This window comes from Phyllobacterium trifolii (assembly GCF_014192095.1).
Lineage (GTDB): Bacteria > Pseudomonadota > Alphaproteobacteria > Rhizobiales > Rhizobiaceae > Phyllobacterium > Phyllobacterium trifolii.
This window is the reverse complement of the sequence record NZ_JACHXN010000013.1, coordinates 16,661-32,575: the sequence shown is the minus strand read 5'-3', so window position 1 is coordinate 32,575 and position 15,915 is coordinate 16,661. Positions and strand designations below refer to the sequence as shown.

The 15,915-nt window shown below is 56.5% G+C and carries 12 protein-coding genes, 1 tRNA gene and 1 pseudogene; 4 read left to right on the top strand and 10 right to left on the bottom strand.

What is annotated here, in order from left to right; all coding sequences use genetic code 11:
* Window positions 1–74: 74 nt before the first annotated feature.
* The 3 genes from FHS21_RS18990 to FHS21_RS18980 form a co-directional block, all read right to left on the bottom strand.
* Window positions 75–3,242 (bottom strand): efflux RND transporter permease subunit, encoded by a 3,168-nt coding sequence (locus FHS21_RS18990; RefSeq protein ID WP_112551605.1) that lies wholly within the window; start codon window positions 3,240–3,242, stop codon window positions 75–77.
* On the bottom strand, window positions 3,239–4,420 hold the full coding sequence (locus FHS21_RS18985) for an efflux RND transporter periplasmic adaptor subunit (RefSeq protein WP_112530369.1): 1,182 nt from the start codon (window positions 4,418–4,420) through the stop codon (window positions 3,239–3,241). The genes FHS21_RS18990 and FHS21_RS18985 overlap by 4 nt, the downstream gene beginning before the upstream one ends.
* A 211-nt stretch (window positions 4,421–4,631) precedes the next feature.
* Window positions 4,632–4,964: a hypothetical protein gene (locus FHS21_RS18980; protein ID WP_183663686.1), complete on the bottom strand. Its 333-nt coding sequence runs from the start codon at window positions 4,962–4,964 to the stop codon at window positions 4,632–4,634.
* On the opposite strand from FHS21_RS18980, the gene tig reads away from it, so the two are divergent.
* On the top strand, window positions 4,963–6,387 hold the full coding sequence (gene tig / locus FHS21_RS18975; RefSeq protein ID WP_183663684.1) for a trigger factor: 1,425 nt from the start codon (window positions 4,963–4,965) through the stop codon (window positions 6,385–6,387). The genes FHS21_RS18980 and tig overlap by 2 nt on opposite strands.
* 69 nt (window positions 6,388–6,456) lie before the next feature.
* Here tig and FHS21_RS18970 read toward each other — a convergent pair whose 3' ends face one another.
* The 4 genes and pseudogenes from FHS21_RS18970 to sfsA all read right to left on the bottom strand — a co-directional run bounded on the left by FHS21_RS18970 (window position 6,457) and on the right by sfsA (window position 9,626).
* Window positions 6,457–7,176, bottom strand: coding sequence for a 3-keto-5-aminohexanoate cleavage protein (locus tag FHS21_RS18970; RefSeq protein ID WP_112530373.1), 720 nt, complete (start codon window positions 7,174–7,176; stop codon window positions 6,457–6,459).
* An 86-nt stretch (window positions 7,177–7,262) separates the two neighbouring features.
* A pseudogene (gene radC, locus FHS21_RS18965) lies at window positions 7,263–8,064 on the bottom strand (RadC family protein).
* A gap of 12 nt (window positions 8,065–8,076) precedes the next feature.
* Window positions 8,077–8,907 (bottom strand): type I methionyl aminopeptidase, encoded by an 831-nt coding sequence (gene map / locus FHS21_RS18960; RefSeq protein WP_112530375.1) that lies wholly within the window; start codon window positions 8,905–8,907, stop codon window positions 8,077–8,079.
* Window positions 8,908–8,924: 17 nt separating this feature from the next.
* Window positions 8,925–9,626: a DNA/RNA nuclease SfsA gene (sfsA, locus tag FHS21_RS18955; protein ID WP_112530377.1), complete on the bottom strand. Its 702-nt coding sequence runs from the start codon at window positions 9,624–9,626 to the stop codon at window positions 8,925–8,927.
* A 300-nt stretch (window positions 9,627–9,926) separates the two neighbouring features.
* On the opposite strand from sfsA, the gene FHS21_RS18950 reads away from it, so the two are divergent.
* Window positions 9,927–10,109: a hypothetical protein gene (locus FHS21_RS18950; protein WP_183663682.1), complete on the top strand. Its 183-nt coding sequence runs from the start codon at window positions 9,927–9,929 to the stop codon at window positions 10,107–10,109.
* Between the two features lie 119 nt (window positions 10,110–10,228).
* Here FHS21_RS18950 and FHS21_RS18945 read toward each other — a convergent pair.
* The 3 genes from FHS21_RS18945 to phaC form a co-directional block, all read right to left on the bottom strand.
* Window positions 10,229–10,303, bottom strand: a tRNA-Glu gene (locus FHS21_RS18945).
* A 147-nt stretch (window positions 10,304–10,450) separates the two neighbouring features.
* Complete coding sequence (locus tag FHS21_RS18940) at window positions 10,451–11,767, bottom strand: D-Ala-D-Ala carboxypeptidase family metallohydrolase (RefSeq protein WP_246411103.1); 1,317 nt, start codon at window positions 11,765–11,767, stop codon at window positions 10,451–10,453.
* A 238-nt stretch (window positions 11,768–12,005) separates the two neighbouring features.
* A complete protein-coding gene (gene phaC / locus FHS21_RS18935) occupies window positions 12,006–13,826 on the bottom strand; it encodes a class I poly(R)-hydroxyalkanoic acid synthase (protein ID WP_112530381.1) in 1,821 nt (606 codons plus the stop codon).
* Between the two features lie 118 nt (window positions 13,827–13,944).
* Here phaC and FHS21_RS18930 point away from each other — a divergent pair, with 118 nt between their 5' ends.
* Window positions 13,945–14,304, top strand: a complete 360-nt coding sequence (locus FHS21_RS18930) for a hypothetical protein (RefSeq protein WP_112530383.1) — start codon at window positions 13,945–13,947, stop codon at window positions 14,302–14,304.
* 342 nt (window positions 14,305–14,646) lie between these two features.
* A complete protein-coding gene (locus FHS21_RS18925) occupies window positions 14,647–15,864 on the top strand; it encodes an LL-diaminopimelate aminotransferase (RefSeq protein ID WP_112530385.1) in 1,218 nt (405 codons plus the stop codon).
* The last annotated feature ends 51 nt before the right edge of the window (window positions 15,865–15,915 follow it).

Genomic DNA, 15,915 nt, shown 5'->3' with positions numbered 1-15,915 from the left:
AAAGTACGTAACAGTAACTAAGCGGGGAACAGCTGTTTGCGGCGCGAGGCTCGAAAGGCCTCGCGCCTTTTTTGCTACTGGGCGGCGGGGGCTTCTTCCACTGCCATTTTACGTTTGCGACCGAAAGACCGGAGTGCGACGTAGAACACCGGTGTCAAGAACAGGCCGAAGAACGTAACACCGAGCATGCCCGAAAACACCGCCGTACCGAGCGACTGGCGCATTTCGGCACCTGGTCCCTGTGCGATCATCAGCGGGACAACGCCGAAGATGAAGGCGAAGGCGGTCATCAGGATCGGACGCAGGCGCAGACGGCTGGCCTCGATGGCCGCTTCGACCGGCGTGGCACCTTCCTCCTGGTGTTGTCGGGCGAATTCGACGATGAGAATCGCGTTCTTCGCCGCCAGACCAATCAGGACGACAAGCCCGATCTGCGTCAGGATATTGTTGTCCATACCTCGCAGATGCACGCCGATGAGTGCTGCCAGCACGGCCAATGGAACGATCAGGATGATCGCCAGCGGCAGGACCCAACTTTCATATTGGGCAGCCAGCGCAAGAAAGACGAAGACAACGGAAAGACCAAAAATCAGTATCGCCGTATTCCCGGTGCTTCTCTCCTGCAATGCAAGCTCGGTCCAGTTGAAGGTTGTGCCGGGCGGCAAGGTTTTCGCCGCAAGCTCTTCCATCTTGTCGAGCCCTGTACCGGTAGAAACTCCGGGGGCAGAATTGCCTTGGAGAGGTACCGACACGTACATATTATACCGCTGCACGAGCGATGGACCGGTTGTATCCCTGATTTCGACAAGTGTACCCAGCGGGACCAGCGCGCCAGTCGCCGAGCGAACCTTCAGCGCGAGAATGTCCGCGCGATCCACGCGGAATTGTTGATCGGCCTGCGCGCGCACTTGATAAACACGGCCGTAAGCGTTGAAATCGTTCACATAAGACGTGCCGAGATTGATCGATAGCGCCTCAAAGATGTTCGGAATGGGCACGTTCAATGCCCGAGCCTTGTCGCGATCGATCTCAAGGAAGTATTGCGGGCTTGAGGCGGAGAACGTCGTATAGACGCCGGTAAGGCCAGGTGTCTGGTTGGCTTCTCCCATCATCTGTTGTGCCAGGCCCAGAACGCGGCGCATGTCGGAACTGTCGCGATCGAGGAGCTGCATCTTGAAACCACCGGCGTTGCCGACACCGCGAATGGATGGCGGCGGCACCGCGATGATGAAGGCTTCCTGAATGCTCTGCAGACTTCCATAGATCTGGCCAATGATCGAAGTCGCCGACTGCCCATTCTTGATCCGCTCGTCAAACGGCTGGAACGGCGCGAAAACAACGCCGGCATTCGAAGCATTGGTGAAGGTCGCGCCACTGAAGCCGGCGAAGGCGACCGAGTTCCTGACGCCGGGGATGCCACGGATGATCTTCGAGGCCTCTTGGACCACCGCGTCGGTGCGGGCGAGGGAAGCGCCGTCCGGTAGCTGGATAACGACGATGGCATAGCCCTGATCCATCTGGGGAATAAAGCCGCGCGGTACCAGATTCGACATGTACCATGTGGCTCCAAGCAGTCCGACGAACACGAGAAGTGAGGCGAGGAGGCCGATCGTCGATCCCACAAGGTGCCTTACGATCCAGGAATAGCCCGATGCCATTCTATCGAAGCCTCTGTTGAAGCCGTTGGCGAGACTTCGCCCGAAGCGCGCGAGCGGATTGTTGGAAACCGCGTGATCGTGTGGACGCAGGACAATTGCTGCCAGGGCGGGCGAAAGCGTGAGCGAGTTGAGAGCCGAAATCGCTGTCGCCGCAGAAATCGTCACGGCAAATTGCAGGTAGAACTGGCCGGAAATGCCGGGAATGAAAGCCGTTGGTACGAACACCGCGATCAGCACCAGTGAGATGGCGATAACAGCGGTGCCCACTTCATCCATGGTGGTATGCGACGCCTGCTTTGGCGTCATGCCAGATGCCAGGTTTCGTTCCACGTTTTCGACGACGACAATCGCATCATCGACGACGATACCGATGGCGAGGACGAGACCGAACAAGGTCAGCATATTCAGCGAAAAGCCGAATGCCAAAAGAATGGCGAACGTGCCAATCAACGAGACCGGGATGGCAACGATAGGAATGATTGCGGTACGCCACGATTGCAGGAAGACGAGCACGACAAGCGCAACGAGAATCACTGCTTCGAATATCGTCGTGTAAACATCATTGATCGACTCGGCGATGAATTCCGTCGGATCATAGACGATGTCGTATTTGAGCCCTGGAGGGAAATCCTTGGCAAGCTCCTGCATTGTGGATTTGATGGTCGCCGCAGCTGCAAGCGCATTGGTGCCGGGCCGGCTGAAAATACCGAGCGCAACGGCGGGACTGCCATCGAGATAGCTGTTGGTCACATAGTCTTTCGCACCAAGTTCGATGCGGGCAACATCCTGTAACTGGACCAAGCGGCCGTCTGCGCCGGTCTTGACGATTACATAGCGAAATTGTCTTGCATCTTCGAACCGGCCCTGCATCGTGACAGTATACTGAAAGGCGTTCGTACCGGACGTTGGCGGGCCACCGATTTCACCGCCATTGACCTGTACGTTCTGGTCACGCAAGGCCTGCACCACATCGCCCGATGTCATGCTATAGGCGGCCAGCTTCTGCGGATCGAGCCAGACGCGCATCGAATATTGGCGCTCACCGAAAATGGTGATATCGCCGACGCCGTCGAGCCGTAGCAGTACGTCGCGGATGCGGGTATTGGCATAGTTCGACGCGTAGAGCTGATCATAGCGGTTATCCGGCGAAAGCACGTGCACGACCATCATCAGGTCAGGCGAGCTTTTCGTCGTGGTTATGCCGTTGCGCTGGACGTCTTCCGGCAGCTGCGGCACAGCGATCGCGACACGGTTCTGCACAAGGACCTGTGCCTTGTCGAGATCGGTACCGAGTTTGAAGGTGATGGTCAGCGACATCGAGCCGTCGGCTGTCGAATAGGATGACATGTAAAGCATGTCCTCGACGCCGTTGATCTGCTGCTCGATCGGCGTCGCCACCGTATTCGCGATGGTTTCCGCATCGGCGCCCGGATAGGACGTTCGCACCACGATGGTCGGCGGAGCGATTTCTGGATATTGGGCGACGGGGAGCTGAGTATAGGCAATGCTGCCGACAAGCAGCAGCACGATCGAAAGGACAGATGCAAAGATCGGCCGATCGATGAAGAAATGCGCAAATCTCATTGACTGGCCTCCGCCGTCTTCGCCTCTGGCGGAAGCTGGACGAGTTCGGGTTTAACCTTGCCGCCGGGGCGAACGCGCATCAACCCATTGATGACGATTGTCTCATCACCTGTCAGCCCCTCGCGAATGACGCGGTAGCCATAAAGCTTGGGACCTGGGCGAACCGGCTTGCTCGTGACAGTGCCGTCCTCAGCGACGACAAAGACAACGCGTTCATTCTGGTCCGAGCCGACAGCTTCGTCAGGAACCAAAATCCCCTTATAGGTGTTCGAAGCGGCCACTTCGACGCGGCCGAAAAGCCCCGGCTGCAGAATGAATTTGGGATTGGCGAAGCGAGCGCGAACCCGCATTGTGCCTGTCGCGTCATCGAGCCGATTTTCAGCAAAGTCGAGTTTGCCCTTGACCGGAGGTTCGTTGGAGTCAGTGAGTTTGACGGTGACGTCGAGGCCGCCGCCGCCCTCCTGCAAGTTGCTTCCGCGTTCGCGCGCCGTCCGCGCATAGTTGAGCAGGTTGCGCTCATCGACGTCGAAGTAGAAATCGATGGGATCAAGCGAGACGATGGTGGTCAGGATCGTGTCGTTGGCATTGACCAGATTGCCCACTGAAATCAGCCGGCGATCGATGCGGCCATCCTGCGGGGCAGTGATCTGGGTATATGTAAGATTGAGTTGAGCACCGTCTACCGCTGCCTCAGCGCCAGCCACACTGGCTTGGCCCGCCAGGAAAGCCCGCCGCTGGTCATCGAGCGTCGATACTGACAGCGTGCCGCTGCCGGTGAGCGACTCCGTCCGCTTGTACTGTGCCTCAGCGTAGGTCAGCGTTGTCTTGGCAACTTCGAGCGATGATTTTGCCTGTGCCAGCGCGGTGACATAAGGCCGCTGGTCAATCGTGAAGAGCGGATCGCCTTTCTTTACCAATGCGCCATCGGTGAAGTGAACTGTATCGAGATATCCATCGATACGCGAACGGACGGCAACCTGATCGACGGCTTCAAATCGTCCGATAAACTCGTCGCTATCGACCACGTCGCGCACGACAGGCTTTGCAACCGTTACAGTCGGGGGAGGAGGTGGAGCCGCGGCTTCTTGGGCGAGGGCTGCCGATGCCGACAACGTAGCGGCGGTAAAACCAAATTTTAAGGCTGTAAACAACGCGCGTGACAAGGGATAGGCCTCCATGGCAATGAGACTTCCAGTGTGTGGTACGGGGAAAAATGCCAATCTGCTCAATCGATTGAATGGCTCGAAGACAGGTTTCCGCGGACGATCAATCTAATATTGCAAGTCAGTTCACAGAGCTTCGAATACGACGACTTTCGGACAAGGCGTGGTCATAATCGATCTGTTTCAAAACCCCGTGAGGGCAGATTTGCACAGTTCGATTTCGTTGTCACCCTGCAATCGCAGGTGGCAATTCACTGGTGACAAGCAATTTCATCCCCCGCAATGCTCCACCATTGATTTTTATACGTAAGGCAAGTAAAGGGAGCGACCAGTCGGTAAGGGTACTGTTTCTTCCGTAACTTTGTGCCGGATTGTGTGGTACAATCGAAGCTATAAAACGAAGTTGAGTTAGAAATAAACCAATAAAATCAATGCGGATGGTAGAGCATGGCTCACTCCATCTGAACCAGAAGCCACGACGGCATGAGTTTTTCTCCCGCAATTTGGCGAAAGAGCCGGTGACGGCGGGACGAATGTTAAAAAGTGAAGGTTTGGACATGCAGGTTACTGAAACGCTCAATGAAGGGCTGAAGCGCGAGATCAAGGTCGTTGTTCCGGCCAAGGATCTGGAAGCAAAGCTTTCCGAACGCCTACAAGGCGCCAGCGCAAAAGCGCGCATCAATGGTTTCCGTCCAGGCAAAGTGCCGATGGCGCACCTGCGCAAGATGTACGGCAAGTCATTCATGGCTGAAGTCGTCAACGAGATTTTGAGCGATTCTTCACGCACGATCCTTGCCGAGCGCAATGAAAAGTCGGCTACCCAGCCTGAGGTCGTCATGACCGAAGACGAGAAGGAAGCGGACAAGGTATTGAGCGGTCAGGCCGATTTCGAATTCTCGTTGAATTATGAAGTTCTGCCTGCCATCGAGATCAAGGACACCTCCAAGATCAACGTCACGCGCGAAGTCGTTGACGTTTCTGACGAGGAAGTCGAAGAGCAGGTCAAGCGCGTTGCGAGCTCTGCCCAGACCTTCGAGACGAAGAAGGGCAAAGCTGAAAGCGGCGACCGCATTACGATGGATTACCTCGGCAAGGTCGACGACGTTCCGTTTGATGGCGGTGCCGATAGCGATGCGACGCTGGTCCTCGGTTCCGGCCAGTTCATCCCGGGCTTCGAAGATCAGTTGATCGGCACCAAGGCCGGCGATGAAAAGCAGATCAAGGTCACGTTCCCGGCGGAATACCAGGCAGCCCATCTTGCAGGCAAGGATGCAACCTTCGACGTAACGGTCAAGGAAGTTGCCAAGCCGGGCGAACTCGAAATCAATGACGAGACTGCCAAGAAGCTCGGCATCGAGAGCGCCGATCGCCTGCGTCAGGTCATCCGCGAGCAGATCGAAAGCCAGTACGGCAAGTTCACTCGTCAAAAGGTGAAGCGCCAGATACTTGACGCGCTCGACAGCGAATATCAGTTCGAGTCGCCAGAACGTCTGGTCAATGCCGAGTTCAACAACATCTGGGCACAGATCGGCCACGACCTGCAGGAAGCCGGCAAGACCTTCGAAGACGAAGACACGACGGAAGAAGAGGCTCGCGACGAGTACCGCAAGCTGGCTGAACGCCGCGTTCGTCTCGGTCTCGTTCTTTCGGAAATCGGCAACAAGGCCGGTATCGAAGTGACCGAAGACGAGCTGCAGCGTGCCGTTTACGATCAGGTTCGCCAGTATCCCGGTCAGGAACAGCAGATCTATGAATTCTTCCGCAAGACTCCGGAAGCGGTCAACAATCTGCGCGCTCCGATCTTCGAGGAAAAGGTAGTCGACCACCTTTTGTCGAACATCAACGTCACCGACAAGAAGGTGACCAAGGAAGCGCTGATGGCCGATGACGAGGCTGACGCCAAGTCGGATGAAGCCAAGAAGCCTGCCAAGAAGGCGGCGCCGAAAAAGGCCGCGAAGAAGAAGACAGACGACGAGGCATAAGCCTCAACCAATGATCTGAAAAAGGCCGCTTCAAGCGGCCTTTTTTGTTGATGCGGCTACGCAGGCAGTTCAATAAGCCCGTGCCAGCAAAACAGCTGCGCGGACGATATCGGCATTGTCGGTGGCCATCTTGCCCGATGGCAGTAGTCTGCCGTCCTCAAGGCCAATGCGGCTGTCATAGCCGCGCGCCATCGTCTCTGTGAACATCGGCCATACACTGGCTTCGTCGCCATGCAACAGAATTGGAAGCGTAAAATCAGCTTGCTGGAGAACGGATATGATGCCGGTTGCGGCGGAGAGACCTTCTTCAGCGTCCTGTTCATTGATCTCGATCAACACGCGCAGGCATTTTGCAGCGTCGGGCAGCCCGACAAAGCGTTCCGCGTCGCTCACGGACCACAGGCCGGCTTCGATGCCCATGCCTTTACCCAGGACGAGCGAGATCATTTCCGCTGCGTCCTCTTCAATGAGGTTGATGGAAACGTAATCCGGCAGCACGGACCATTGCTCAATCGGTCTTTGCCGGGCCTTGCCTCCGGGCGGAATGCGCCAGTGGGTGGATAGTCCAACGGGAATACCGGGGACGCTGGTACGGATTGCCAGAATTGCCTGAGCTACATCATCGGGCTCAAGGCTCTCGGCACCATCCGCACCGCGTGGGTGTACATGAAGTTCCCGTGCGCCAGCAGCGACGCTTTGCGCCGCATCATGGGCGAGTTCTGCCGCGGTAAAAGGGACTGCAGCATGAAAGTCCCGGGTTCGTCCGCCGTTCAAACAGGCTTGCAGCATGATTTTGCACTCCGCTCAGATCTCGCCGGGATTATCATAGCGGAATTCGTACTGACCGCACATTTTTGATCGCGTTTCCGGTTGTCTCAGAAAAGTTTGAGGCCCTTCAGGCTGGCATGGCCGTTCTTGCCGATGATGATGTGATCATGCACGACAATACCCATCTGCGCTCCGATATTGGCGATTGTCCTCGTCATTTCGATATCGGCTTTTGAGGGGGTGGGGTCACCGGAAGGGTGGTTGTGCGCGAGGATGATGCCACTCGCAGCGAGTTGCAGCGCTCGCGCAATGACCTCGCGCGGATAGACTGGTGTATGGTCCACTGTCCCGACCTGTTGCACTTCATCGGCGATCAAAGCATTTTTCTTGTCCAGGAACAGGATACGAAATTGTTCGCGCGACTCATATGCCATCGCCGCGACGCAATAATCCATGACCTTGCCATGAGCTCAACACCGTCTTTTCGCGAATGTCGCTGCGGATCACGCGGTGGGTTAGCGCGGCGACGAGCTTGAGGTCGAAGGTCACGGCCGGACCGCACCCCTTCACTTCGCGCAAAAGATGTTCTGGAGCGCCAAGGACCTCTGCCAGTGATCCGAAGCGAGCCAGGAGGGCCTTGGCCAGAGGTTTCGTATCGCCTTGCTTGATCGATCGGTACAGCAATATTTCCAGCATTTCGTAGTCGGCAAATCCCGCATGCCCGACTTTTTGAAACCGCTGTCTTACCCGCTCGCGATGCCCATGATAATGCGGAAGTTCCCCTTCAGAATCGCTCTTCTGCTCCGCGTTGCGGACGACGCTATCCGCTGCAACGGGTGGTTGTTTGGGAGAGAGTTTTGCGGAGGGCTCGTTGAAGAAGAAAGTCTGTTCCGGCTTTTCTTCGCTCATTGAGCTACCATCCTATTCGAGTTTCAATCCCGGCGCGAACAGGCCGACAGGAGACAGGGTGAAAACCTCGCAGCCGTCCTTGGTGACACCGACCGCATGCTCATATTGCGCCGTAAGCGAACGATCGCGCGTAACAGCTGTCCAGCCATCGGCGAGCACTTTCACATGCGGACGGCCGAGATTGATCATCGGCTCGATGGTGAAGATCATGCCCTCGCGCAGTTCGACGCCTTCATTCGGCGTGCCGTAATGCAGGATGTTCGGGGCGTCGTGGAAAAGCCGGCCGACACCATGGCCGCAGAAATCCCGCACAACCGAGCAACGTTCTGATTCCGCATAGGTCTGGATGGCTGCGCCGATAGCGCCGGTACGCGCGCCAGGACGCACGGCGGCAATGCCGCGCATCAGGCTCTCATGCGTGACTTCCATCAGGCGCTCGGCCGCGCGCTTGATTTCGCCAACCGGGTACATGCGGCTGGAATCGCCATGCCAGCCATCAAGGATATAGGTCACGTCGATATTGACGATATCGCCTTCTCGCAGCGGCTTGTCGTCGGGGATACCGTGGCAAACCACGTGATTGATCGAGGTACAGCTAGACTTCGTATAACCGCGATAATTGAGTGTGGCAGGCAGAGCGCCGTGATCCGCACCGAATTCGAAGACAAAACGATCGATGGTGTTGGTTGTGACGCCCGGCGCAACGATGGACGCGAGTTCATCCAGGCAGCGTGCGGTCAACAGGCAAGCCTTGCGCATCGCCTCAAACCCTTCCGGGCCGTGCAGCCTGATCTGCCCGGTATTTTTCAAGGGCGCGCTCTGTGCGTCGAGATAGGTAACCATATTCTTTCCGGTTGGCGTCAATCGATAATTGGCATTGTGCTGATAGCAGCGATACCCGTGGGTGTGATGTGGCATTTTACTGCGTAAGCTTCAACCCCGCGCCGCATCGCCCGTTCGAAAGCCGCTGCATAAACAGGATCGAGATCGCCGCAGATTTTCAAACGTTCGCAGTCTCCGCGCTGGATGACATAAAGCATGATACCACGATGACCGTTTTCAACCATGTTGCCAAGCTCATCCAGATGTTTTGCGCCTCGTGCTGTTGGAGAATCGGGAAATTCTGCAAGTCCGGCAGACCTTGAAAAATGCACGTTCTTGACCTCGACATAGGCGTCAGGACGATTTGGGTCGCGCAAAAGTATATCGATGCGCGAATTCGTCCCGTATTTTTGCTCGCGCTTAAACTCCGCATAGCCGCTCAACGAGGGCAGGAGACCCGACAGGATCGCTTCTTCGGCAATGCGGTTTGGCAGGCCCGTATTGATGCCAACCATGATGCCTTGCGCTTCAACCAGCTGCAAAGTGTGAGGATACTTGCGTTTCAAGCCGTCTGAAATCGACAGCCACACCCTGATGCCCGGATCCGTCAGGCCAAGCATGGAGCCGGTATTGGGAACCGAGCTCGTGATCGGATTGCCGTCGTCCAGAATAATGTCAGCGAGAAAACGCTTGTAGCGTTGGACGAGCCGGCCGGTGACGAGAGGGGAAGCGAATATCATGGGGAGGATGTAACCGAGATGACGGACTGCGACAACATCCCGGTACCGCGTATAAAAAAACCTGCCTCTGAAAGGCAGGTTGAGTTTGCTCTGGGGTGGGAGAATCGGGCCAGCTTGGAGGTCTAACTGGACCCTGCTGCCGCAAATCAATGTGGCAGTACCGAGATAATAGGTCAGCTGCCGATTCGGGTCTCATAACTTTGTCTAACAGGCGGTGACAAAGCTTGAAAGAACCGGGCTGTTCTAATCAGCAAGAGTGTCACATGCTACGCAAAGGGACGAAACTCATCAGGAGGAGACATGATGAAACTCAAGTTTTTCCTACCGTTTGTTGCTCTCGCTGCACTTGGTTTAACAGCCTGTGACAACAAGCCATCTGAAGGCAATACCACGCCGCCCGCGACGACATCTGAACCGGCAGCACCTGCTCCGGCACCAGCTACACCCGCCCCGGATCCCGCAAAACCAGCGCCTGCCAACTAGGCTGCAGCAAGACAACACCAGACGGCCAGCTCACCCGGAGTTGGCCGTTTTCTGTTGCAGGCAAACATCCCAAGATGAGAGCTCTTGCAGGCAAGCAATTGAATTTTCGAGAGAAAACCTGGTACGCCCAAGGGGAATCGAACCCCTGTTTGCGCCGTGAAAGGGCGCCGTCCTAACCGCTAGACGATGGGCGCCGCTCGGTTAAGCGGCTTATAGTGAAACAGTTTTTGCGCCGCAAGCCCATAAAGCGTTCTTTTTTCGAAAAAGTGAAGTTTGTGCCGTCGATCAACCAGCATTGGTGCTGTACCACCCTGCGAGGGACAGCATTTTGTGCTGGCAACTCAGCCGGCCCTGCGTGAACAGCGCCAGTTCCAATCCCGTGTTGGTCCAATATCGACGTGAACTGATTCGGTGTGACAATAGGTACCGACACCGCCCCGTCCGGACATCGAGCGGGCAAAATTGGCCAATTCCCACTTGGAAACCCCGGGAATTTGTATGTCCGCGGCAGCGCAGGACATGTGCAGCGACGCCTTCGCGCCATTGACAAGCCGGTTGTAGGGCGGGCTGCGATAGCCCGACGTCACGATCACGGACTTCCCGTATCTGCGTTCGATCGCTTTCAGTATACCAACGAGCTGCGGCTTCAGGCAGGCAACCTGAACGTTTTCGCGCTGAACCTTGAGACCGTTCGGCGCGAGACGGGCGAGGCCCGCGGCCGAGGCAAGAATCACTGGAGCTGCTGCGGCTTCAACATCGTCATCGTCATAAAGACTGTCGCGCTGCATGATCTGGATGCCCGCGTTGGGCCGCACGCCAGGCAGCGAGGATGATACATACTGGGTCTGGCCGGTGAATGAGCTGGCAGCGGGGAGCGGCGATGTTGCGTGAGACGACGTATCGACTGCGCGCAGTTTGGGTTGCGATTTCGGTTCGATAACCGCGACCAGGCGCTTTCCGGCTGGCTTCGACAGATTATTGGAGAACAGCCGCATAAGCGCGCCATTGTTCTTTGCTGCCGTCGCCGGACGTGTGGTTTCAGTCGCGATGCCTTGCTCCGGGGAGGCAGGAGCGTCATCGGCTTTGGCGGCGGTCTTGTCTGCGTCAGCCGCCGGAACTTCGGCAGCTTGCTGCGGTGTTTTTTTCGGTTGAATGTTGCCTTCGCCACGCATCGGATTGCCAAACAGCGATGTCTTGACGGGCGCTGCAGCGGTTGCCGCGCTTGCAACCTGCGTCTCTTCTGTACTGGCAGGAGTGCTCGAACCAAAAAGTGATGTTTTGACGGGGGCTTGTGACTGTGTCGGAGTAGCTGTGGCCGCGGTTTGCTGTTCTGAGCCTTTCTGCGCTTCGGCAGCGGTCGTTACCGGCAACGCCTTACCATTCGCAGGTTTGGCGGTTTGATTTATGGCCTGAAGAGCATTCGGCTCAGTGCTTCCGGCCAGAGCCAGTGCTTCGGGGGTTATCGCTTGGGTGCCGCCGGACGGCATCGCGCTCTCAGTTGTGTGTGTTGTGGCATCGCTGGAGGGAGCCAGGGCAGCAGTTGCTCCGGGGCTTGAGACCGTCGAGGTACACGATGTAGCCGCCATGGCGGAAAGCACAATGACGCATGCAACCGTACTAGCCCGAAGGGCATAAACTGAAGCTGGCAGTAATTTCAACGATTCCCCCGTCTCGTCTTTTCCGGCCGTGTAGTGTTCAGTCCGGTCCGCTTTTATAAGAGCAGAAAGCTCGCGAAGTTCTATTGAAGTGCAAATAACACCGGCAGAGAGTCGCCAGAGTTAATGAACTTTTATCATCTGCACAAGGCTTCAAGTATAGGTAGAATGAGGCGAAAACGTGATTGGCCACTTTCTCGCCATTGTCGTTAGGGTTTTCCACGGTCACAAATCGAACGATTTAAACACGCACGCGGACATATGTTCCGGGCGCTTCGCCGAGAATCTCCATATGATTTTCGCCCGGTTTGCGTGCGGGAACGCGTGTGCCATCCTGCGCTTCGATCCATTTCTCCCAATGATTCCACCAGGAACCGGGATGTTCTTTCGCCTTTGCCAGCCATTCGTCGAATGCACCGACTGGCTTGCCGCCCGTCCAATATTGATACTTGTTCTTGGCAGGCGGATTGACGACGCCCGCTATATGACCTGAGCCCGACATGACATAGGTGATATCCCCGCCGAAATAACGGCAGCCCGTGAACACGGAAAGTGCGGGAGCGATATGATCTTCCTTGGCCGCGAGATTATAGATCGGGATTTTGACATCGGCGAGCGAGAGGCTCTCTCCAGCGAGCTTCATCATGCCGCGCACCAGATTGTTGTCGAGATAACAATTGCGCAGATAGTAGGAATGGTTTGCCGCGCTCATCCTTGTGGCATCGGCATTCCAGTAAAGCAGGTCGAACGGCACGGGATCACGGCCGCGCATATAGTTGTTGACGACATAGGGCCAAATCAGGTCGCCGGAGCGGAGCATGTTGAACGCCGTCGCCATGCGCGTTCCGTCCAGATAGCCTTCCGCCGACATCGCCTTTTCCAGCGCCCGGATTTGATCTTCGTCAACGAAGACCTTGAGATCGCCGGCATGGGTGAAATCCACCTGCGTCGTAAAGAGGGTGGCGCTCTTGATTCGCTCTTCACCTTCTTTGGCGAAGAGGGCGAGGGCAGCGCTCAAGAGTGTTCCGCCAACACAGTAACCGATGGCGTTTACGGCCTTTTCGCCCGTGGCTTTCTCGACCGTATCGAGCCCAAAACGCAGGCCTTCATTGATATAGGCTGTCCAGTCCTTCATGGCGTGGCGGTGGTCGGGATTGACCCATGAAATCACGAACACCGTGTGGCCGTGCTCCACCGCCCATTTGATGAAGGATTTCTCGGGGTTCAGGTCGAGAATGTAAAATTTGTTGATCCATGGCGGGCAAATCAGGAGAGGGCGCTTGAATACCTCTTTTGTGGCTGGCTCATACTGAATGATTTCCGCGACTTCACTGCGGGCGATAACCTTGCCCGGAGTGGTGGCAACATTGTCGCCGAGTGCAAACTTCGTAAGGTCGGACTGACGCAGGCGAAGGTCGCCGCCTCCGGCGACAATGTCTTCGGCCAGCATCTTCATGCCACGAACCAGATTTTCGCCGTTGCTGGCGACGGTTTCCTTGTAAAGCTCCGGATTGGTCAGGAGAAAGTTGCTCGGCGATGCCGCCGAGGTGATTTGCTTGACGTAAAATGCCGCCTTGTGCCGCGTATGATCGTCAAGTCCTTCGGCGTTTTCGACGAGATCCCCCGCCCAACGTGCGGTAACGAGATAGGCCTGCTTGAGAAAATCGAAAAAGGCGTTCTTGCCCCAGTCCTCATCGGCAAAACGCTTGTCACCCTTGTCGGGCGTGACAATGTCCTCCACCTCTTCGCCGCTCATGCGGCGAATGGAATTCGACCAGATCACCATATAACTGGAAAAAAGTTTGGTCTGCGCTTCAAGGGCCCGGGCCGGCTCGGAAAGCCAATATTCCGAAACTTTGGAAAGTGTCTTCACCACGTCCGTGACGGGGTCGGCGAGCGTGTCACGCTTCAGGCCTTTTTCGCGAGGTTCGACCCAGGCGGAAGCCGCTTTCCCGGCCTGCTCGATCATATGGGCGACATTGCGCGCAAAGGCTTCCGGATCCTTGACGACATAATTATCAAGGTTCGGGGCCTTGCCGCTCTTATCGCCTTGATTATCCATATAGTCGCTTTCTCCCGTCGATGCGCGATATTGACATCATATCATAAATCGGTGCTATCCCTCTAACGTGCAATTGTTACGGCAATGATGAAATCGTTTTTCGCAGTCAGGACACATAATGAACATTTCGGTCAAAAACATTATGCGCTTCTCTGTTGGCGCCATCCTCATTGCCGGCCTCGGTGCCTGCGCCAGTCCGCCCCCGGCGCCCATGTCCAATTCGCCTCTGACCGGGCCGGTAAATACCGGTGCCTATCCCCATTTCACACCTGATCCAAAAGGTGAGACCACGCAGTTCACGCCGCAGGAAAAGGATGCGCTGCGATCAAAGCTTTCGGTCGCCAAGGCTGGACAAGCTGGCCCGTCCTCGGATCCCGCTGTCGCCGCCCGCAGGCAGGCCGAAATGCAACTCCTGAAAAAACAGCAGGAAGCTGATCTGAAGGAGATCGAGGGGAAGTCGTCTTCCACACCTCAGTGATCTTGCGGCCCGCCAAAACTCGATCGAATCGCGGATAAGTTTGGCAGCCACCTTCTTGTCCGGATGGCAATGCTGCTGTGCGTGGTTCGACAAGCTCACCATGAGGACGGTAGAGAGTTGCAACGACAATCGCCGAGGTTGCAGAATTTCACTCCGCGTAACCAACCCACTTCCCTCATGGTGAGCTTATCGAACCACGCACAGCAGCATTGCCATCCGGCAAATCCACGCCCCCAAAACCTGAGCTATCCTTCCAGATACCCGCAATGATTGCTCGACCCCCGTGCCGTTTCGGTGTATAGCGCACGCCCATAACGAACCCTTTTAACCGGACCCAACCCAATGGAAGAATTTCATAAAGTTCGCCGCCTGCCACCTTACGTTTTTGAACAGGTCAATCGCCTGAAGGCAAGCGCGCGAGCGGCGGGTGCGGACATTATCGATCTCGGCATGGGCAATCCGGATCTGCCGACACCGCAGAGTATCGTCGACAAGCTGTGCGAGGCCGTCCAGGATCCGCGCACGCATCGTTATTCGTCATCAAAGGGCATCCCGGGTTTACGTCGCGCGCAGGCGGCCTATTACGACCGCCGGTTCGGCGTTAAGCTCAATCCCGACACGCAGGTCGTGGCGACGTTAGGCTCGAAGGAGGGCTTCGCCAATATGGCGCAGGCCATCACCGCTCCCGGCGATGTGGTGCTTTGCCCGGACCCGACCTATCCCATTCATGCTTTCGGCTTCATCATGTCGGGCGGCGTCGTTCGCTCGATCCCGGCACTCCCCGATGACCAATTCATTCCGGCATTGGAGCGCGGTGTCCGCCATTCCATTCCGAAACCCTTGGCGCTGATTCTCAACTATCCGTCCAATCCGACCGCGCATGTTGCGTCGCTGGATTTCTACAAGGATGTGGTGGCGTTTGCTCGCAAGAATGAGATCATCATTCTGTCGGATCTGGCCTATTCGGAAATCTATTTCGACGGTGCGCCCCCTCCCTCCATCTTGCAGGTTCCCGGTGCGATCGACGTCGCGGTTGAATTCACCTCCATGTCCAAGACTTTCTCGATGCCCGGATGGCGCATGGGATTTGCGGTCGGCAACGAGCGGCTGATTTCGGCGCTGACCCGCGTCAAATCCTATCTCGATTATGGCGCGTTCACGCCAATCCAGGTTGCTGCGGCCTCAGCGCTGAACGGGGATGGTTCGGATATTGCGGAGGTTCGCAATGTTTACAGGCATCGCCGTGACGTGCTGGTGGAGAGCTTTGGCCGTGCTGGCTGGGATATACCCGTACCAGCTGCGACCATGTTCGCCTGGGCACCTATCCCGGAAAAGTTCCGCAGCCTCGGTTCGCTGGAGTTTTCCAAGCTCCTGATCGAACATGCCGATGTTGCCGTCGCGCCTGGCATCGGCTTCGGTGAGCATGGCGATGATTATATTCGCGTCGCGCTTGTTGAGAATGAGCATCGCATTCGGCAGGCCGCCCGCAATCTCAAGCGGTTTCTTTCAACCGCGGAAGAGAAATTGCATAACGTGATTTCGTTGAATGCGCATCGCTGAGCGGCGCTTCCAGCACTGAAATTCGCGGCGCCTCTCGGCGCCGTCTCAATG